Source organism: Microcoleus sp. N9_B4 (assembly GCF_036701635.1).
GTDB lineage: Bacteria > Cyanobacteriota > Cyanobacteriia > Cyanobacteriales > Microcoleaceae > Microcoleus.
In genome coordinates this window covers 38,167-57,850 of the sequence record NZ_JAUBRC010000023.1, presented here as the reverse complement: position 1 = coordinate 57,850, position 19,684 = coordinate 38,167, and the positions used below count along the sequence as shown (strand labels likewise).

Annotated in this window: 24 protein-coding genes; 14 read left to right on the top strand and 10 right to left on the bottom strand. The window is 46.3% G+C overall.

Going from position 1 to position 19,684, the window contains the following annotated elements; genetic code table 11:
• Positions 1 to 21: 21 nt before the first annotated feature.
• Entirely contained in the window at positions 22 to 1,230 is a 1,209-nt protein-coding gene (locus QUA43_RS16840; protein ID WP_333142802.1) for an MFS transporter, read from the top strand.
• Positions 1,231 to 1,300: 70 nt separating this feature from the next.
• On the opposite strand, the gene QUA43_RS16835 is transcribed toward QUA43_RS16840, so the two are convergent.
• The 8 genes from QUA43_RS16835 to QUA43_RS16800 form a co-directional block, all read right to left on the bottom strand.
• Positions 1,301 to 1,546 (bottom strand): hypothetical protein, encoded by a 246-nt coding sequence (locus QUA43_RS16835; RefSeq protein WP_333142801.1) that lies wholly within the window; start codon positions 1,544 to 1,546, stop codon positions 1,301 to 1,303.
• A gap of 52 nt (positions 1,547 to 1,598) precedes the next feature.
• Positions 1,599 to 1,910, bottom strand: coding sequence for a hypothetical protein (locus QUA43_RS16830; RefSeq protein ID WP_333142800.1), 312 nt, complete (start codon positions 1,908 to 1,910; stop codon positions 1,599 to 1,601).
• A 250-nt stretch (positions 1,911 to 2,160) separates the two neighbouring features.
• Complete coding sequence (locus QUA43_RS16825; RefSeq protein WP_333142799.1) at positions 2,161 to 3,732, bottom strand: oleate hydratase; 1,572 nt, start codon at positions 3,730 to 3,732, stop codon at positions 2,161 to 2,163.
• A gap of 9 nt (positions 3,733 to 3,741) precedes the next feature.
• A complete protein-coding gene (locus QUA43_RS16820; protein ID WP_333142798.1) occupies positions 3,742 to 4,206 on the bottom strand; it encodes a hypothetical protein in 465 nt (154 codons plus the stop codon).
• A 27-nt stretch (positions 4,207 to 4,233) separates the two neighbouring features.
• Positions 4,234 to 6,360: a heavy metal translocating P-type ATPase gene (locus QUA43_RS16815; RefSeq protein ID WP_333142797.1), complete on the bottom strand. Its 2,127-nt coding sequence runs from the start codon at positions 6,358 to 6,360 to the stop codon at positions 4,234 to 4,236.
• A 135-nt stretch (positions 6,361 to 6,495) separates the two neighbouring features.
• A complete protein-coding gene (locus tag QUA43_RS16810) occupies positions 6,496 to 6,945 on the bottom strand; it encodes a pyridoxamine 5'-phosphate oxidase family protein (RefSeq protein WP_333142796.1) in 450 nt (149 codons plus the stop codon).
• The gene (locus QUA43_RS16805) at positions 6,945 to 7,067 is read right to left on the bottom strand and encodes a hypothetical protein (RefSeq protein ID WP_333151715.1); all 123 of its coding nucleotides are present in this window, start codon (positions 7,065 to 7,067) and stop codon (positions 6,945 to 6,947) included. Before QUA43_RS16805 ends, QUA43_RS16810 begins: the two co-directional genes overlap by 1 nt.
• Positions 7,068 to 7,161: 94 nt before the next feature.
• The gene (locus QUA43_RS16800; protein ID WP_333142794.1) at positions 7,162 to 9,279 is read right to left on the bottom strand and encodes a response regulator; all 2,118 of its coding nucleotides are present in this window, start codon (positions 9,277 to 9,279) and stop codon (positions 7,162 to 7,164) included.
• Positions 9,280 to 9,547: 268 nt separating this feature from the next.
• Here QUA43_RS16800 and QUA43_RS16795 point away from each other — a divergent pair, with 268 nt between their 5' ends.
• Positions 9,548 to 9,907: a four-helix bundle copper-binding protein gene (locus QUA43_RS16795; protein ID WP_333142793.1), complete on the top strand. Its 360-nt coding sequence runs from the start codon at positions 9,548 to 9,550 to the stop codon at positions 9,905 to 9,907.
• 133 nt (positions 9,908 to 10,040) lie between these two features.
• Here QUA43_RS16795 and QUA43_RS16790 read toward each other — a convergent pair whose 3' ends face one another.
• Entirely contained in the window at positions 10,041 to 10,181 is a 141-nt protein-coding gene (locus tag QUA43_RS16790; protein ID WP_333151717.1) for a hypothetical protein, read from the bottom strand.
• A gap of 70 nt (positions 10,182 to 10,251) precedes the next feature.
• Between QUA43_RS16790 and QUA43_RS16785 the strand changes: the two genes are divergently transcribed.
• The 12 genes from QUA43_RS16785 (at position 10,252) to QUA43_RS16735 (ending at position 19,430) form a co-directional block, all read left to right on the top strand.
• On the top strand, positions 10,252 to 10,872 hold the full coding sequence (locus QUA43_RS16785; RefSeq protein ID WP_333142791.1) for a DUF305 domain-containing protein: 621 nt from the start codon (positions 10,252 to 10,254) through the stop codon (positions 10,870 to 10,872).
• 118 nt (positions 10,873 to 10,990) lie between these two features.
• Positions 10,991 to 11,167: a DUF2933 domain-containing protein gene (locus tag QUA43_RS16780; RefSeq protein WP_333233862.1), complete on the top strand. Its 177-nt coding sequence runs from the start codon at positions 10,991 to 10,993 to the stop codon at positions 11,165 to 11,167.
• Positions 11,168 to 11,226: 59 nt separating this feature from the next.
• Positions 11,227 to 11,907, top strand: coding sequence for an isoprenylcysteine carboxylmethyltransferase family protein (locus QUA43_RS16775; protein ID WP_333233860.1), 681 nt, complete (start codon positions 11,227 to 11,229; stop codon positions 11,905 to 11,907).
• Positions 11,897 to 12,211 carry a DUF5676 family membrane protein gene (locus tag QUA43_RS30875; RefSeq protein ID WP_445251356.1) on the top strand — a complete coding sequence of 105 codons (315 nt, stop codon included), beginning with the start codon at positions 11,897 to 11,899 and terminating at the stop codon, positions 12,209 to 12,211. Before QUA43_RS16775 ends, QUA43_RS30875 begins: the two co-directional genes overlap by 11 nt.
• Before the next feature lie 106 nt (positions 12,212 to 12,317).
• Complete coding sequence (locus QUA43_RS16770; RefSeq protein WP_333142788.1) at positions 12,318 to 12,809, top strand: DUF1269 domain-containing protein; 492 nt, start codon at positions 12,318 to 12,320, stop codon at positions 12,807 to 12,809.
• 55 nt (positions 12,810 to 12,864) lie between these two features.
• Positions 12,865 to 13,401, top strand: a complete 537-nt coding sequence (locus tag QUA43_RS16765; protein WP_333142787.1) for a universal stress protein — start codon at positions 12,865 to 12,867, stop codon at positions 13,399 to 13,401.
• Between the two features lie 141 nt (positions 13,402 to 13,542).
• Complete coding sequence (locus tag QUA43_RS16760) at positions 13,543 to 14,229, top strand: methyltransferase domain-containing protein (RefSeq protein WP_333142786.1); 687 nt, start codon at positions 13,543 to 13,545, stop codon at positions 14,227 to 14,229.
• Positions 14,226 to 14,378: a hypothetical protein gene (locus tag QUA43_RS16755; protein WP_333142785.1), complete on the top strand. Its 153-nt coding sequence runs from the start codon at positions 14,226 to 14,228 to the stop codon at positions 14,376 to 14,378. The genes QUA43_RS16760 and QUA43_RS16755 overlap by 4 nt, the downstream gene beginning before the upstream one ends.
• 118 nt (positions 14,379 to 14,496) lie before the next feature.
• The gene (locus QUA43_RS16750; RefSeq protein WP_333142784.1) at positions 14,497 to 14,691 is read left to right on the top strand and encodes a heavy-metal-associated domain-containing protein; all 195 of its coding nucleotides are present in this window, start codon (positions 14,497 to 14,499) and stop codon (positions 14,689 to 14,691) included.
• Between the two features lie 55 nt (positions 14,692 to 14,746).
• Positions 14,747 to 16,450, top strand: a complete 1,704-nt coding sequence (locus QUA43_RS16745; protein ID WP_333142783.1) for a multicopper oxidase domain-containing protein — start codon at positions 14,747 to 14,749, stop codon at positions 16,448 to 16,450.
• 139 nt (positions 16,451 to 16,589) lie between these two features.
• Positions 16,590 to 18,125 carry an NAD(P)/FAD-dependent oxidoreductase gene (locus tag QUA43_RS16740; RefSeq protein ID WP_333142782.1) on the top strand — a complete coding sequence of 512 codons (1,536 nt, stop codon included), beginning with the start codon at positions 16,590 to 16,592 and terminating at the stop codon, positions 18,123 to 18,125.
• 66 nt (positions 18,126 to 18,191) lie between these two features.
• Positions 18,192 to 19,430, top strand: a complete 1,239-nt coding sequence (locus tag QUA43_RS16735) for an FAD-dependent oxidoreductase (RefSeq protein WP_333375377.1) — start codon at positions 18,192 to 18,194, stop codon at positions 19,428 to 19,430.
• Positions 19,431 to 19,468: 38 nt separating this feature from the next.
• On the opposite strand, the gene QUA43_RS16730 is transcribed toward QUA43_RS16735, so the two are convergent.
• Positions 19,469 to 19,651 carry a hypothetical protein gene (locus QUA43_RS16730; protein ID WP_333233858.1) on the bottom strand — a complete coding sequence of 61 codons (183 nt, stop codon included), beginning with the start codon at positions 19,649 to 19,651 and terminating at the stop codon, positions 19,469 to 19,471.
• Positions 19,652 to 19,684 lie beyond the last annotated feature (33 nt).

The window sequence follows — 19,684 nt, the reverse complement described above, 5'->3', positions numbered from 1 at the left end:
TAAAACCCCTCACCTGATTTTATGATTAAAAAGCTCTTCTTACTTCTTGTTTGCTTATTTGTAGTCATGATTGGCTTCGGAGTAAGCCTGCCTGTACTTCCTTTCTACGCCCAACATTTACATATAGCAGTTGTTCCGCGTGAGACGATCGCCATTCACATTACCTTATTAACCAGCATTTACGCCTTCGCTCAGTTAATTACAGCACCGTTTTGGGGGCAATTGTCAGATCGAGTCGGCAGGCGACCCTTAATTTTGATCGGAATTGCCGGTTCCGCGATCGCTCAACTACTATTTGGGTTTGCCTCTTCCCTCGCAATGCTTTATGTTGCTCGAGCAGTCGGTGGGGTTCTAGCCGCTGCGATGCTGCCTGCTGCTGCCGCTTATGTTTCGGATGTAACGACTGAGCGCGATCGCACCCAAGGAATGGCTTGGCTCGGTACAGCAGTGAGTCTTGGAGCAATTGCTGGACCAGCTTTTGGTGGTTTGACAACTCGTGAAGACTTACATTTTACCCTCGGTTTTTTCGATCTCAAAATTGAAAATTATGCTCCTCCCTTTTTTCTAGCTGCGGGTTTGATGTTCTTAACGCTGCTAGTCGCTCTCCGCTGGTTGCCAGAATCGTTACCATCGAGATCCGCAACTGTAGTCCCTCGTCAGCCAGCACTAGATTGGAAAAGGCTGGGTAAACCACTATTACTGCTGTTGGGTTTAGCCACGATCGCCCAGTTTGGACTCACGATGTTTGAAGCCGTTTTTGCATTATATGCTCAAGAAATATTGGGATACGGGCCCGTCCAAACAGGCTTTGTATTTATGATGTGTGGCTCAGTGATGGCAGTCTTTCAAATCATTGCAGTGAGCTTTTTGTCTCGATATATGAATGAGATCGCCCAAGTTGCTCTGGGATTTGCACTCATGGGAAGCGGCATTTTCCTGCTACTAATGGCGCGATCGCTTCCCATTGTGCTGGGAGTTGTCGCTATATTGGCATTCGGTATGGCATTGATTACCCCAAATGTAGCTGCTTTGATTTCAAAACGGGGCGGTCAACACACGGGAACGGTGTTAGGAATTCAAAATGCCGCTAATAGCCTCGGACAAGTTGGGGGATCGATGTTAGGGGGCGTTCTGTTTGCATGGCAGGTAAGCGCCCCTTATAGCTTTGCTGGTGTTTTACTAATGGGAACTGGCTTAATGCTGGGTTGGATGCAGAAACATCAGCATTGATGATTCAGGCACAACACTACCTCACGTCTGGCATCAAGCTTGAGTTAGTGAGAAAAATTCAGGTTCAGGGTTACTGACTAAACTCCCGCTTTGGAACCTCAGAGCGGAACAAAGAAATTGCCGCGACGGTGGCTAACACCTGAACCGCGACAAAAATTCTTAGATTCTTGACTGCTTGTTTGAAGCCTTCTGGGGTGAATAGATTTATATTAGGATGCTGCAACCACCAACAAAGCAGTAAACAGAGCAGTAAAACTGTTAGGGCGACACCGTTTTTCTGATTCCAAAGAACGCCTTGTCTGTTAGTTCTTTTCACAGCATCCTAAATATTTCCCAAAAGGCGATCGCATGGCGATCGCAATAACTGTCTATCTGGAGGGGTTGCTTTGATTTCCTCTCATCCCAGGCATATTGTTCATACCAGGCATATTGTTCATCATATTCTTGCAACAGCTACATCCGCCTTCAGTAGGCTGCTGCGGAGCCTGATTGGTTTGCGCTATTGTTGGAGTAAGACGCTCTTGAGCTACGGGTGCTTCATTGGTAGAGCTAGAAGCTGTAGTTGGGCTAGCAGTCGGGTTGTGAGTGTCTGCAAACGAGGGATTAGCTGTCAAAGCTAACAACGTTAAGCCAGCTATAGTTCCACCGATTACTGTTTTAGCAAGTGTGAGCATACTCATCTTTATCCTCAATTGAGTGATTAATTTCTTAGAACTAAGTCCATACTAAACTCTCCACCAGACTAGAGAGTCAAGGCCTAAATTCAGAAATTCGAGTAAATATGCCTGAAGAATGATGTTGACTTCTCTACTTGACTCTCTACTCGACTAAAGAGTTTAAGATAATAGAACAGAAATTTTGGTAAAGATAATGAAAAAACGGCGTTGCTGATTGACGGTATGAATCAACTTTTCTGGGAAGTTACAAAACTCATTTAAACGCTTTGATTAAAGCCTCAAACTGCACTCGCAGTGACTTATCATGAGGCGAAACGGGCGGGATTTGGCGGTTAATACCTAAAAATTCATAAACTGCCATTTGAGCAACTCGCACCGAATACTCAACCGTGAAGACAACATCATCAGGAATTTCGACAAACTGGCTGATGAAAGCAAGGTTCTTCGAGCTGCGAGGAATCGGCAACGGTCGATCCGTGCCTAAACGAGGCATAAACATACTTGTGATGTACGGCATCCTGCAAGGAATGCAGTTTGCCGATTCCACAGTATCCAGATCGAATCGTAGATGACCGCAGAGTTCTCGCAGAATTTCTTCACCGTTACACTCGCTCATCGGCTTGGGCACAAAATCACCCACGCGATCGGGGAAAAGAGCGTATCCCCAGAAGACCTGTATATCAACAGGTTGATTTATAAAGTGGGGTTGATAGGCGAGCACGATGGACATCAGCCAGTTGGAGTCTTTAAACGTGACAAGCCCACCAGTTCCCGGTTGATTGCTGCTAAATTCAAGCATTTTGTTGAAGAATGCAGGGGTTTTTAGTGTGACTGTAAAAGACTCCCACAGTGACTCGGCAATGCTGTTGTTAAAAGCAGAAGGATTACCGAAATCTGGGCGTTCTGCCGCCAGCTTTTCCCACAAATTCCAACTGTCGCTGTCCTGTTTGGTCAGCTTCTTGGGCGCACTTGTCATAGAACCCAAACTTGAGGCATCAGTCATCGATCCGTTTTGCAGAAAAACCAGGTCGCCGTCTTTAAGCGCGATCGCTTTACTTTCACCCTTCTGCTGATAATGAATGCCTGTCACCACAAACTTGCCTTCTTCGGTGTTGCGATCGAGATCTGTGACCTTGCAATCGACGATGAAATTGACACCTTGATCTGCGAGCCAACTCTGAAGTGGACGAACCAATGAATCGTACTGATTGTAAATGGTTCGCTTCACCCCAGCAAGGGTTTCAATCCGAGAGAATTCGAGCATGAAGCGATGCAAGTAACGGTTGAATTCAACGGCACTGTGCCACGGCTGGAAGGCGAATGTAGTTGCCCACATAAACCAGAATTCAGTCTTGAAGAATTCTGGAGAAAGCCAATCAGTGATACGACTAGCAGCCAATTCGTCTTCATCAGCTTGGCTAAGCTTCAGCAACTCTTGACGATCTTGCATGGAAAAGCCCATTGAACTCACAGGGACTTTTGCTCGGCGGCTGTCAACGAGACGCGCCATAGAATTTGACTTATGCCGTTCATTAAACTCCATAGTTTCGTCAAACACTGTTTTACCGGGCGAACTTAGGGAGGGGATGGACTTGTAAAGATCCCAAGTGCATTCATAATTGTCAGTCGTCAACATCCGTCCCCCCCGCATCGAATAACCGTCTACAGGGTTCCCGGCTCCATCCAAACTCCCGCCCAAGATGGGCTTTACTTCTAGGATAAAAATATTTCTGCCAGGGAGTCCGCCGTCGCGAATTATGAAGGCTGCGGCTGCTAAAGAGCCGATACCACCACCCAACAGATAGGCATTAAATTCCTTGTCCATGTCGATTAATTAGCTCCGCTTTTCGAGATAACCCAACATATGACGGCGAGCCAGATAAAGGATGAATGGTGGTAAAACGATCCACTGAATTACGGCCAGTAAACTCATCCCTAGAATGGGTACTGCCAGCACCGGAACCCCATAGACTTTAGAAACATTAACTCGATAGGTTTCTATTACCAGAGTAATCACCAACCCAATACTGGTAAACAGGAACGCCAGCTTCGAGGTGGGATAAAGCACCCAATTCCGCGAACGAACTAACACACTCACCGCCCAACTACTAAATAGAATGATGACCCCATCGCCGAAGGAGCAGTGAGTCAAATCTTTGATTTTGTCGGCTAAAGAGGGACTTCGGTAGAACTCGTAATAGGGAGCCTGCCAAACTTCGTAAACAAAATTGAGCAAAAAGGCAAAGAGAAACAGGTTGGTTTCTGGTGCCGCTAGAATTTGGACGATTTTCTTGGACACAAACCCTTACTCCTCCAATATATGCAATTAATCATTCAAACGAACGCGACGTAACAACATTGCATTAACTGAAACAACGACCGTCGAAACGCTCATCAATATTGCTCCCAATGCTGGCGTTAATAGAATGCCGAAGGGAGCCCCAATTCCTGCCGCTAAAGGAATTGCAACGACGTTGTACCCAGTTGCCCAAAGCAAGTTCTGAGTCATTTTGTTGTAGGTCGCTTTCGCAAGTTTAAGCGCGTAGGTTGCATCAAGCGGATCGCTTTTAACCAAGATTAAATCAGCCGACTCGATCGCCACATTGGTTCCAGCGCCGATCGCCAGTCCTAAATCCGACTCGGTTAAAGCCGGTGCATCATTGATTCCATCGCCCACAAAGGCGGTTGGCTTCTCAGCTTTGAGCTTACGAATCAATGCAGCTTTATCCTGTGGTAGGACACGAGCATAGTAGCGATCGATCTTCAAATCCCCAGCAACCGCCTTGGCAACGGCTTCGGCATCGCCTGTAATCATGACCACCTGCACGTCCATTTCCTGTAATTTTACAACCGCTTCTCGTGCAGATTCGCGCACTTGATCGGCTAACCCGAATAGGGCGAGAACTTGCTTGTCGTCCATCAGCACGATCGCACTTTCACCACGAGATTCACGTTCTTGTAGTCCTTTTTGCAATGCTGGCGGAAACTGCAATTTCAACTCTTGAACCCATTCGGGTCTGCCAACCCGATAGCGCTGACCGTTTACCACGCCTTCAACGCCCTGACCGGGAACTGCTTTGAAGTCACTGGCTTTTGAAAGCTCGATTTTGCGATGGCTGGCTTCTTCTACGATCGATTGTCCAAGCGGGTGTTCTGATAAAGATTCGAGAGAAGCAGAAATGCCCAAAGCTTTTAACTCATCTATACTATCTGTATAAATTCGTTGCACGCCAAAATGTCCGGTTGTCAATGTCCCCGTCTTATCAAATGCGATTGTTTTAATGTCTTTTGCTCGTTCAAACGCTTCTCGATTTCGTACCAGAATGCCGTTTTTAGCGGACATTGCAGTTGCGTTGACCAGCACTAAGGGGATCGCTAAACCTAACGCATGAGGACAAGCAATCACCAATACAGTAACGGCGCGATTAATTGCAAATGTTAAACCATCTGGTTTAACAGATAGCCAAATGATGAACGCTAGCGTAGCGATCGCGATCGCTGTATAAGTTAGCCAATAGGCCAGTCGATCGGCTAGTGTTTGAAATTTACTTTTAGATGCCTGCGCTTCCTCAACTAAGCGCATAATTTGGCTCAAGGTTGTTTGATCTCCGGTGCGAGTGACTTTGATTGTCAAAGCGCCTTCTCCATTGACCGCTCCGGCGATCGCCTCATCATTGGCTTTTTTGACCACCGGGCGCGACTCCCCAGTGAGAAAAGCTTCGTTGACGTTGGAAGTACCCTCGATGACCTCACCATCAATTGGGACTTGTTCACCGGGACGAATCAGAATTAGATCGCCCTCAACTAATGCGCTTACTTGGACATCTTCTATCTGCCCATTCGCCTGCTTCTTGTGAGCGACAGAAGGCACTAACTTGGCAAGTTCTTGTAGAGCATTGCTGGCTCCCAGCACAGAAGCCATTTCCATCCAGTGACCGAGCAGCATGATATCGACTAAGGTTGCCAGTTCCCAATAGAAAGAATCTCCCGCCAATCCAAGAGTCACTGCCACACTGTAGACAAACGCCACGGTGATTGCTAGAGCAACCAGAGTCATCATGCCAATTTTACTGCGGAGTTCGTAGTAAGCTCCCTTCAGAAAAACCCAGCCACCATAGAAATAAATAATCGTTGAGAAAATGGGAATCACCCAATTCGCACCTGAAAACTGGATGGCTTGATAACTAAACCAATCCTGAAACATGGGCGCAAAATAGAGGACGGGCAGCGTTAGCAAGAGGCAAATAAAGAAGCGTCGTTTGAAAATCTCTGGGCTGTGTCCAGCGTGTTTGTCGTGACCTGCGTGTTGAGCGTGATTAGGCTGTTTACCGTGAGCACTATGATTGCTGTGTGGGTCAGGCAGATTCCTTTCAACTTGCTGTTTGTGTTCGTGGTGCCCAGCGTGTCCCGGCTTGGGTTGGGTTTGTCCATGTTGATGGCGATCGTGGTTCATAAATTAATCCTCCTAATTTAATGTGATGCCCTGGTTGGCAGATTTACAGAGAAGGAAGCTAGGGCGAAATTTTAGAGAGGCGATCGCCGAATTAAAATCAGCCTTCTAAAATAAGTTTGTCCAAATTTTTCGATTTCACTGACTGCTAACTCCATCAGTCGTGCGTCCGCTCATTTCATTCTCGTGAATGCGGTAGATTGCAATCACCTCTGCTCGTCCCCAAGCATCGATCCAGGTTCGATTGATCGCAGGCGAAAGTGTTGGATTCTGCGTTTTGACAAATTGCATCACCCGATCGATGTCTTGCTGCTCAGTGAGGCGTTCAGCGCGACCATTCACAACAACGCTGCGCCAGTGCACCAGATCGTGAACTTCTTCGATCTGTAAGCAAACTTTTGGATTTGCATCCATATACTCAGTCTTCATTCCCACCGTTGTGAAGATATATATTTCTGAGTCTTTGAGGTAATAGTGCATAGGCACAATATATGGATACCCTTCGCCTATGCAGCCGAGGTGTCCATATCCTACTTTATGTAGCAGTTCGTGTATTTCTTTTTGTCCCATTTCATCGATATCTAACATTACTGTTCTCCACTGCTAATTTCAAAATCATCGATCGCTACTAAAACTCTCTGATATACAAAACCTTCCCCAATGCCAGAATGCGCGCGATCGGAGGTAATTGTATGCAACAGTCCTTGCATACCCACTTTGACTGTAAGAAAACAATCTGAGGAACTTATGAGGAGTTAAGAAAAGTTTGAGGTTGAGAATGTTAATAATGAATTAAGACTTCGTTTATTGGAGAATAGCCCTAGAGTCTCCCGCCGAAAAAATACAAGCACACCCAGCAACTTTAGACTGATGCAAGGCTTCGGATGCGGCTTGATAAAGAGAAGGCAAATCCGTTCCATTATCTGGATATTGAGCAATTCCAGCGCTAAATGTGATCCGAAATTGAGTTTGCTCGGGAGCAACAAATTTTCTGTGGTGGAGCGTTGCTAATAATTGAGTGAGTCTTTGAATACCATCTGCCTTAATCATGCTAGATAAGGCAACCACAAATTCATCGCTCTCCCAGCGAGCAACGACTGCATTTTGCCTAAAAGTTTGCCGGAGCAATTGTCCCCACTGACGCATCACCATGTCGCCAGTATTGTACCCGTGACGATCGTTGATCTGTTTGAGATTGTCTAAGTCCAGAACTGCTAGACAGAGCGGCTGCTCCTGTTGATTTGCAAGTTGAAGGTATTTGTTTAAGTCTTGGGTTGACTTATTGCGGTTAGAGAGTTTGGTCAAATAATCTGTCTCAGCAGCATTCTGAAGGAGTTTGATCCGTTCTAGGCGATTGATGATGCGACTGACCAATTCTGGCCCTACGATCGGCTTGCTCACAAAGTCATCTGCACCCACTGAAAACATTTGATTGACGATCGCAGCATCGGTATGCGCCGTCAAAAAAATGATCGGCAAGCGCCCCCAGCGCGAATTGTTGCGGATAATTTTGCAAAGCTCAACGCCACTCACAGCAGGCATTTTCACATCTAAAATTAGCAGATCCGGTGAGCATGATTTCAACGTTTCCCAAAATCGTTGAGGATCGTTCAGCGTTGTTACGCTCAATCCCCAGGGTTCTAGGAACTCCTTCAGAGTTACAAGAATCTGGGGATCAGCATCGACGACCATCACCCGTTGCTTTGCTGTCTCTGCTTGTTGTGCCGCTTGTGCGATCGCTTTCAGCACTTGAGCCGGGGGCAAGGGTTTGTGTAAAAAACTATGTCCGCCGAGTTGGGCAACTTCTAGGCGATCGGTTAATTGATCGTGACTGGTAAAAACTAGAACTGGCACAGAAGGAGTTTGATGACTGAGCTTTGCCAGCAGCCTTAAACTCTCTGTTGTGGGATGAGTAATATCGGGATCGAGTAGCACAACGGTAGGCGCATCCTGCTCAATTTTCGTTTCGGCTTCGGAAAGTGTTGTGGCGATCGCGCTCCGAAATCCCCAGTCCACCGCTTCATTCATCAACTGTTGGGCCAGTTGGCGATCGGGATCGACGATCAATAACAAAGGACGCTCATCCGCAAACAAAGACTCTTCCGGCTCGCTCCCTTTTGTGGTTAAGTCGTTTGATGCGCGGTCAATTTCTGGACGTTTGGATAAGGCGCTGAGGGTTTGTGGTTGAATCGGTTGAGTCGCTTCATGAGACGTGAGTTGAGCCGTCTTGGTTGAATCAGCGATCGCTTCCAAGGGTTTAAGCCGATAACCCAGTCCATAAACCGTTTCAATCAAATCTGTGGGAGCGCCGACCCCTCTAAGTTTCTGTCGTAGCCCTTTAATATGAGTTCTCACGGCATCTTCGCTAGGAGTGTCTCCATAAGCCCAGATTTGATCCAAAATTACGCTGTAGGTAAATACTTGACGACCATTCCGCAAAAAGAACTCTAGGATCGAAAACTCCTTGGGACTCAAGGATAGAAGTTGCCCTGCGTAAGTAACTTCACGACTTGTTGGGTCGAGCCGCAAATTACCCTTCTCCAGCACAGATTGAAAAGTCGTGCCTGTGCGACGCAGCAAGGCTCGAATTCGAGCAATCAATAACTCCTGATCGAGCGGTTTCACCATGTACCCATCGGCACCTGCATCTAGCCCGATCGCTTGATCGTGACCACTGCCTCGCCCTGTTACCACCAGAATTGGCATTTTATAGTCGTGCGCTCTGACTCTACGACAGAGACTTATTCCGTCTAAACGAGGGAGCGTAATATCTATCAGCAGTAAATCATAGTTATAAACAACAATCAGTTCCCAAGCTGCCTCACCATCGTTAGCAACTTCAACCACGTAATTTTGGTTGGAGAGAATGCAAGTAAGTAGGTCGGCAATTGCCTCATCATCTTCTACCACCAAAATTTTCATCAGTCTAACTCCTTTACAGGCTGGTTGCGGTGTCAGGTGAGCGGAATCCTCCAATAATGATGGGAAAGAATGAAATCAGGATGAAATGAATTGCTCATCGCCAAAAAGCTGGAAAAATCTTCCTAAAGACGTAAACCTTGAATCGCTCATAGGTTTCTCATAGTCTGAGCGTAGCTTGAGAGATATAAGAACTTAGTCATCCCCTAACCAAGGTGAAGGGCATAACAATCCGTTCTTCGTTGTGTTGATTCTTTAGGAGCTTAAAACCATGACTACTACTACTACTAAATCTCATCAATCTCTGCTAGAAACCTGCATTCAGAATTGCCTCGACTGTCTTCGTGAGTGTGAGCAATGCGGAACCGCTTGCTTAACCAGTGACATGGTGCAGATGATGGCTCAATGTATTCAGCTATGCCGCGATTGCGCTGATACCTGTGCTCTCTGCGCTCGGTTCATGGCTCGTAATTCTGACCTGCACGCTCAAATGTGTGCGGTTTGTGCAGAAGCGTGCGATCGCTGTGCGACTGAGTGTGAGAAGCACGACCACGATCAGTGTAAAAAGTGCGCTCAAGCCTGCCGTCGTTGTGCTGAATCTTGCCGTCAGATGGCTAAAGCAACAGCATAAAACCTATTTATTTACCGCGTTGGCTGTTGCATGAGCGATCGCGCTCAACCATTATCCTACGCAACAGCCATCAGTGCAGAATCAGTACCCGCTTTAGCTGAGTTTTATCAAATGGAGCCATGCAAAATTGTTTTTATTGCTCCGATAAACTTCTCCGACACATCCAAGGTGGATCTATCCACTGGTTTTGTCGAAGTTGCTGGCAAAAAATGCCCGTTCCTACATCAAAAGCTGGACAAGCAAAAAGTTCTCTCTCTAGCTTTACATCGCTCATAAGTTTCTCACAATCTAAGCGTAGTTTAAAAAGTATAAGAACGTGATCATCCCTTAGCCAAGGTAAGTTTATGAATAAGAAGTTTTTGGTGTACAGCTTAGTCGGGTTACTTAGTAGTGGTGCTATTACTGGATTTGTCCTTATCAACAGCGAACAAGTTCAGTCATTACCTGCACCAAGAAATCCTCAACAACCCAGATCAGTCCGAGTCGATCAGCATTTTATCGAAATGATGATCCCTCATCACCAAGACGCGATCGCAATGGCTGATCTTGCTTTTAGTCGCGCCAAACGCCCAGAAGTTAAAAAATTAGCCCAAGCGATTAAAAAAGACCAAACTCGTGAAATTCAAGAGATGCGTAGCTGGTACAAACAGTGGTTCGGCAAAGAAGTCCCTGCACCTTCAATGAATGACATGGGCATGATGGGAGAGCACCACAACCAAGGGCAGGGCACAGGCTCAGGCATGATGGGTGAGGGCATGATGAGCATGAAAACTGACCTCGACGCGCTCAAGAAAGCCCCGGACTTTGACAAAGAATTTGTGCGACAAATGATTCCCCATCATCAAATGGCGGTGAAGATGGCGAAGATGGCATCTGAGCGTGCTTCTCATCCAGAAATCCGTACTTTGGCTCAGTCAATCATCACATCTCAGAGCGCTGAAATCGCACAGATGCAAGGATGGTAACAAGCCTGGAATCGCGAGTTGTTCTATTCACAAGGAGGTCTTTATGCACCAACATGGTTCATCAAATCAGTCCCAGCCCGATCGTCAGCCAACTCGTCTCAGCTTGCCAATTAAGGTTGTGCTGTATGTCTCGATCGGGATTATTGCGTACTTTTTGATTACAGAACATTGGGCGCATTTAGCGGGCTTTTTACCGTTCTCTTTACTGTTCATCTGTATATTCATGCACCTATTTATGCACGGAGCACATGGGGGACATGGAGGCGGTAACAGTGGCAATAGCCAATCTCGCTGAAGGAAATTATTCGGACTCTGTAAATAAATCTATTTCAAGGAGATCGAACCATGAGAGATATGAGTAACGTTCCTGCTTACGGACTGTGGGGATTAGTGATTATTAATTCCCTGATATTTATTATCTTTGCCTTTAGTTTCACCAAGCCGCGTAACCCAAGAGATTGGCGATCGTTCGGGGCGTTCTCAGCATTCATTGTGGCATTGTTCACAGAAATGTATGGGTTCCCCTTAACGCTTTACTTATTCTCAGGCTGGCTGCAAACCCGCTATCCAGGATTGAACATTTTTTCCCATGATGCTGGGCATCTGTGGTGGACATTCCTGGGGTGGAAAGGCGATCCTCATTGGAATCCGATTCACCTTCTGAGTAATGTACTAATTTTTGGTGGACTGATTTATTTAGGAAATGCTTGGGAAGTTCTCTACAAAGCTCAACGAAGTCATACATTGGCGGTTTCAGGGCCATATTCAACCATTCGCCATCCGCAGTATGTCGGCTTCATTGTCATCATGTTGGGCTTTTTGCTGGAATGGCCTACTCTCGTGACGTTGCTCATGTTCCCCATTTTGGTCGCGATGTATATCCGATTAGCTCACCAAGAAGAACGGGATGCCTTAGCAGAATTTGGTGAGGAGTATGCCCGTTATGCCGCACTGACACCTGCATTTGTCCCCTGGGGTCATCGCAACACTCAGAAAAAACTAGCTCATTCACAGGAGTCTCACCATGATCCATAGTATTCACCCGAACGAAGAAACCCGTATACGTAGTCATTCAGCGCTGAAGCTAAGTGTGCGATCGCTATTTCTTGCCACAGCGATTATTACAGGAATTGCTTATTTGATTTGCATTCTGTTTCTAACAGTGGCACCTGAGATAACGATGGGATTCTTTAGCTATGTTCTTCACGCTAATTTATCTGGTATTACCCGAAGCATTACCTGGGGAAGCTTTATTGTAGGTCTTGTGGTTTGGTCTGTGGGTACTGGTCTGTACGCTGCTTTCGTTGCTCGCCTCTACAATAAGCTTCCGGTGAGATAGAAAACAATGGTGTTCCTACCTTTTTTTGGGGACTAGGAACTGTGATTATCTTCGTGCAATTTTTTCCTTTTCAAAGCTGAGTGTTCATTTTAACAGGTAGAAAAATATGAGTGATCTAATTGTGATTGGCTTTCCTGATGAATTTAAGGCAGATGAAGTGTTGCTCGATCTCAGAAAAATGGAGCGGGAATATCTGATCGATCTAGAAGATGCAGCGATCGTGGTCAAAAAGAAAGATGGCAAAGTCAAGATTAAACAAACTCAAGAACTCGTCACCGGTGGCGCGTTAAGTGGCGGCTTCTGGGGACTGTTAATCGGCTTGATGTTTTTTGAACCCATACTGGGAATTTTGGGTGCAGCAGTGGGTGCGCTTTCCGGTGCCTTAACGGATATCGGCATTGATGATAATTTCATTCAAGAACTAGGCAACACGATCGAACCTGGAACCTCTGCCATTTTTGTTTTGGTGAGAAAGTCTACACCTGACAAGGTTTTGGACGACTTGAGCAAATTTGAGGGAAAAGTCCTACGAACTTCGTTATCTCACGAAGATGAGGCACAACTTCAGGCAGTTCTTACGAAAACCGAAGCAGGGTAAGTCGTAGCTCCAAGAAATCTCGAAGTTACCACTTATCATTCTGAAAGGAGATTCTATGTTTCACAAAATTCTAGTGGCGATCGATCAATCCGATCTGACCGATCATGTTGTTGAAATCGCGATCGCTCAGGCAAAAACGACCGGAGGCAGTTTGCTCCTGCTCCATATTATCCATATGCAGGAGAAAGGGTTTCCCCAGATCGAAGGACTTATCAGCGGAAGTTACAATCCTGAGTATTTTAATACAGAAGTACAGTTCTACGAACAGCATTGGAAAACCTACAAACAGATGGGCTTGAAGTTACTGCAAGCCTCTAGTGAACGGGCGATCGCAGCGGGTGTAGGTGCAGAATCTATGCAAAAAACTGGCGACTTTGTGGATAACCCCGGTGAAACCATCTGTGCGATCGCCCAAGACTGGGAAGCGGATCTGATCGTCATCGGGCATCGGGGACTGTCCGGTGTCAAAGAGTTAATTCAGGGGAGCGTCAGTAACTATGTGTTTCACCATGCACCCTGTTCTGTTTTGAGTGTGCAACATCCCATCACGATAAAAACTGAAAAAACTGAACCTACTCTCGCTCACACATAGGTCAGAGACTTACAGCAAATGGAAGAAAAATCGAATCAAGCCAACCTCATGTTGGTGCATATTATGTCACCCGGTGAGAAGGGTGTCCAGACATTAGCAGCAGCTACTAGCATTATTACTCCATATCAATGAGGTTTCACAATGGAATGGACGGTTGGATGGTGGCAGGTTTCAGTTCAACGAGTTTATCCAACAACTACACAACTGTCTCAAACCTATAACAAAGCTGCCATCTGGTGGCATCAACTTGTTCGTCTTCTGGGTTATCGTCATGCTTATCGAGAGCTATGGCGATCGCTAAAAAACGCTGATATTTTGCTTGACTGGCAAGATAACCTGAACATTTGTGATTGTGGTATTGGCACAGCGGACTTCAGTCTGGCATTTGCTCAAACTATTAATCCAACAATACAGATTACTGGAGTCGATGTCTCATCGGAGATGCTCAAAATAGCCGATCAACAACTCAGTCAGGCAAATATTCGTCATCAAATCTGTCAAAGTGATGTGAATACGTTGCCATTTGCAGACCATTCTTTTGATGGTGTCATGAGTGCCTATATGCTTGAACATTTACTGAATCCAGCACAGGGATTACAAGAAATGGTCAGAGTTTTGCGTCCGGGCGCACCATTAGTTCTTGTGGTGACTCGATCGGGACTACTCGGCTCACTCATTCAGTGGCATTGGGGCACTCGATGTTTCACCCAGGAAAAACTCTCAGCGCTGATACGTGAAGCCGGGTTAAATCGCGTTCAGTTTTTCTCGTTCCCAATAGGATTAGCTCGCTTCACCAGTATGGCTTGTATCGGCTTTAAGAAATCATGATATTTCTAAAAATCTGGTGTTTGGCGATCGCCTTTCCCCTGATCTATTTTATGCGGCTCAAATCTGTCAGTGAAACTATCCTTGAACTGGATGCAGGCTTCCTAATTATTATTAGCTTTGTGGTACTCGTACTCACCCAACAAGCATAAGTGTACAGATTACTGCCCGCACAGTGAAGCTGAACTGGTTGAAAAGTGGAGAAAAGCATTGCTGATTGTCCAAAACGTTTTTCTTGACTGAACCACACAAAAATAAGGATTTGACATTATGAAACTCCAATTAAAAGTTCCCAATATGACCTGTGGTGGTTGTGTAAACACCATTACTAAAGCGATTAGAACAGTCGATGCTAAAGCTACCGTTCAGGGCGATCCAAAAACCAAGATTGTATCAGTGGAAACTCAAGCCTCAGAAGCTGCAATCAAGGATGTAATTACGGCGGCTGGCTACCAAGTGGCTTAACAAAGTTCTGAAGGGACAAGACAAGCTTATTGACGTATTCAGAAATGAGAGCGATATGCCCATTAAAACCACTTACCAACATCCCCTAACCCGCCGAAACTTTCTTCGAGGGACTGGATTTGCAGGCGGACTTGTCATCGGAAGCGGAATTCACAGCCTGCTATCGAGTTGTTCGCCTCAATCTTCCACCACAGAAATGGCTCAGGGGAACACCGTAGCCCGTGGGCCGAATGCAAAATTTATTCCCGATATTGAAATCAACCTGAAGGCTGCACCGACAACGGTTCCAATCTTGCCGGGACAAATGACCCAAGTTTGGTCTTACGCAGCACAACTGGTCAAGGGCGACCCAAACAGCTTACAAACCATTCCCGATAGTTATTTAGGCCCCATTATTCGCGTTCGCAAAGGTCAGCGCGTGCGGGTCAACTTCCAAAATAACCTTCCTCAAGGGCAAGCCAGCATTGTGCATTGGCATGGATTGATTTTACCAGAGGAGATGGATGGACATCCTCGCTTTGCGATTCAGCCAGGACAGACCTATATCTACGAGTTTGAGGTGATTAATCGGGCAGGTATGAACTGGTTTCATCCTCATCCAGACGGGCTTACAGGGCAGCAAGCCTATGCTGGCTTGGCGGGGCTATTTATAGTGACGGATCAAGAAGAAGCGACCCTTAATCTACCCACCGGGGCTTATGAGATACCGATTGTGCTGCAAGATCGTACCTTAGATGCCAATAATCAACTCCTCTATCTCGGCAGCAAAATAGGTACCCCCCGTAATAGCAACATGGGTGGGATGCAACAGGATAACTCAGGTCAATCCAGCAATGACATGAGCAGCATGATGGGCTTTTTGGGTCAAAAGATATTCGTGAATGGTAAGCCCAACTTCACACTTTCTGCGGCGACACGAGTCTACCGCCTTCGCCTCTTAAATGGATCTAATTCACGTATCTACAAGCTTGCGTGGAGCAGTGGCGATCCACTGACCATCATTGGCACTGATGGTAGCTTACTGCCTCGACCTACCGAACGAAAGTATGTCATGTTAGCGCCAGGTGAGCGGATTGATGTTTGGGCAGATTTCAGTAAGTTGAAAGTTGGTACAGAAGTATCTCTAAATAGTCTGGCTTTTTCAGGAGCAGAAAATGTAGGAGGTAGCAGCATGAGCGGCATGATGAGTTCTGACAATGCCCCGGAACTTGGTTCAGCGATGATGCTATTCAACGTCAAGATTGAGCGCAAAGAAAAAGAAACTCTGCGACTCCCCACTCAACTAGCAGCCCTACCACTATTGCGTCCAGAAGATGCCGTTAATGCCACCCAGCCACGACCTATTGAGCTTTCTCTCAAAGGTATGAAATGGGTGATTAATGGGCAGCCCTTTGAAATGAATACTGCATTACCGCAAGAAACCGTAAAGCTAAATTCGATCGAACAGTGGGAGATTATCAATAAACTCAACCCCGGAGCCATGATGGATGCGAAGGGGATGGCGCACCCTATCCATCTACACGGCGTGCAGTTTCAAGTTATTAGTCGGGAAGTGCTGCCAGAACTTGCCGCAGGATGGCAAACTGTCAAGGATGGCTATGTAGACGAGGGCTTGAAGGATACTGTAATGGTAATGCCGGGTGAGCGAGTGAAGCTGCTCATGAAATTTGAGAAATACAGCGGCTTATATACATACCACTGTCATACCTTAGAGCACGAAGACGCTGGCATGATGAGAAATTATCGAGTCAAGGAATAATCAGGCATCTATCAGGCTAGTTAACCCGCTGTAATTGGTTCTAACTTCAATTTCAAAGCCTTTCACTGGATGTCTAATTCTGAGGCTACAGGCGCTACAGCGATCTTGTAAAGATGTTTATTGTTCGAGGGACTCTCTTATGAAACCGGATTACCTGATTATCGGCAGTGGTTTATCAGCATTGACCTTTGGTGCTTTGATGGCAAACTCCGGCAAGACTGTGCAAATCCTCGAAGCTCACGAGCATCCAGGGGGATTTGGGCATACGTTTACAATGGCTAAAAAGTATACATTCAATGCTCAATTTCACTACGTCTGGAACTGTGGTGAAGGGCAAACTGTCAATCAAGTGCTCAAAAAACTGGGCTTGGATAAGGAAGTAACTTTTGAACGTTATGACCCGGACGGCTTTGACCATATGCGAATGCCAGGGTATGCGATTGATATTCCGTCAGAGCCAGAAGAACTGATCCAGCGATTATCGGCTCTATTTCCGGCACATGGCGATCGCATTCGCCAATTCGTTAACGAAGTAGAAAAGACTGGCGTAGGCTTGAAAATAATTGCTCCTCCAATTAAGCCGATTAAATTACTCAAACACCCAAGTGAAGCATTATGTGCTTTCCAGCATCTCAACAGCACACTTCAAGATGTATTTGACAAGTTTCAGCTACCCCAAGCCGCTCAAACCCTATTGGCTCTGCAATGGCTTGATTTTTTATTACCTCCAAATCAACTCTCGTTTTATGCTTGGGTGGCATTGTTCCGAGGCTATCAAGCAGGTGCATTTTACCCAACCCAGCATTTTGAGGATGTGATTAATTCCTTAGTCAAGGTGATTGAATCACATGGGGGAGAGGTGTTGCTAAACCATGAAATCACGAATTTTAGAGTCACAGACAGAACGGTTACGGGAGTTCAGGCAATGGATCTCACCAATAATCAAACCTCCGAATTTACGGGTGATACGGTGATTTGCAATATTGACCCTCAAAGAGCCGCCAAGATGATCGGTGAGGAAAAGTTCTCCAAAACTGTGCGTCGAAAACTTAACTATGAATATTCGGCATCTAACTACATGGCGTATTGCGTCGTCAAGGATATCGACCTGCGAGACTATGGATTTGGCAAGTGGAACCTCGCCCATAGCGGGCATCAAGACCTGAATGAATCCTTCGCACAGATGTACGATCGCCATGACTTTTCTAATCCTAGTTTTGCGATCACAACGCCTACTTTACTGACGGAAGCGAGTCGAGATTGCCCAGAAGATTGCCAAATTGTGGAATTTCTCACAGTTGCCAATTACGGCTATTTCAAGCAATTGCGGGAGAGCGATCGCAAAGCTTACAACCAGAAGAAGCAAGAAATCTTGGATTCCATCCTGGATGTTGTGGAAAAACACTATGTGCCGAACTTTAGAAAGCACATGGTCTTCCATATTACGGGCAGCCCGACCACCAATGAACGCTTTTGCTGGTGTCCCAGTGGGAATTCTTACGGCTCCATTCTGACACCGCGCAATGTGGGTCTAGGGCGACTGAATCATGAAACCTCACTCAAGCAGTTCTATTTCTGTAATGCCTCATCTGGCTATCCAGGCTTTGCTGGCACAGTTTGGACGGGAGCATTGCTCTATCAACGATTATCGGGCGACGTGCTTTTAGACGACTAAACAGATGATGTCTACGACGAACTACGCCTACGCGCATTATCCATTTCATAAACTTAGAGGTCAATTATGAGAATCGCTGTTATTGGTGGCGGAGCTAGCGGCATGGCTACAGCCTACCTGCTTGATAAAGAAGGGCATCATGTCACCGTGTTTGAGCGGCAGCCCATGTTAGGAGGGCACATTCGGACATTGAACAAGAACGTGCAGCCGAACCAGTCCGATTGCGATGAAATTTTGGAAAGTGGAGTGCTCGAATTCCCGACTGTCTTTTACAACTTCATCGCGCTGATGCAAGAACTAGGGGTAGAACTAGAACCCGTCGATATTGGTTCAGCCATGTTTCTTAAAGATGGCAGCCACTTTCTATCGGCAGTCACGATCGAGAAGAACTTTGTAGGTGTCCACGGGCTGATCGAACAGTTACGCCTCGATACCATCTATGCCCGTTCTGCGGGATTATGGCTGAGAACGAAATTTGCTAACTTGCAAAATTTGTCCAATCGTCCGCTGTCGGAATATTTGCCAGGCTCCGGTAGCCGCGATACCTGGCTAAAGTTGTTGGTTATGTATAGCTATTCAATCCCATTTGAACTGATTGATGATTTTCCAGCAGAGTTGGCGATTCCGATGTTACGCGACTATCTCGCAGTCAACTGGGTCAGGGTTAAGGGCGGCGTGTATGCTTACATTGAAAAAATCCTGGAACGCTTTAAGGGTGAGATTTTGCTGAATGTAGAGATTGACCGTATTTCCAGAAGCTCGGATGCTGTGAAAATTGTGCGCTCGACGGGTGAAATTCAGGAGTTTGATAAAGTCGTGTTTGCTACGCCCCCTGACCAGGTGATGGCGCTGTTAGCTGACCCGACCGACGCTGAAACTAAACAGTTTTCCGGCTGGAAAGCCCACTATGCAACGACCTTAGTTCATAGAGATATTTCCATGTACGCCCGACATGGCGTTACACAACCCTCAGAATTTGATTTCTTCCAAAAGCCAGACAGTCGCTGGGGCTATAAGGCCTGCCTAAATCAGCTTTGCGGTATCTCGTCGCCACAGCATAATTTTTTATCGTTCCAACTAGAGGAGTTGATTGCACCCGATCGCATCATTCACACTCAGGAACATCACACCCCACTCTACACCACTGAGTCGTTCCGCTATCGGGATGAAGTAGTTGCCACCAATGGCGAGAACAATACCTACCATGCGGGAGCCTACCTTGGCGATGGCTTGCATGAAGGAGCGATCGCTTCTGCCTTTCGAGTCGCTCAACTGATTGGGTCAAGCCTTGAGTCAGCTCCTTGACCCAAAACAAGGAACTAAATTTTTATTGAAGTGAGTAACTATGCGTTTCTCAATTCTGCCGACTCCTGCCAATTCTGAACTTTCGATCGCACAAGTCCGGGCGGCTCATCAGGCAGAGCTAGACGCGATCGCGCATTATTGTCGCCTAACGAGTTACCTTGCGGCGGCTCAAAATGCGCTCGATCTAAATGTTGATCTTTATGGCTCGCTCGATTGGGCATATCGAGAGATGGCCTTGCTTAATCAGGGTATGA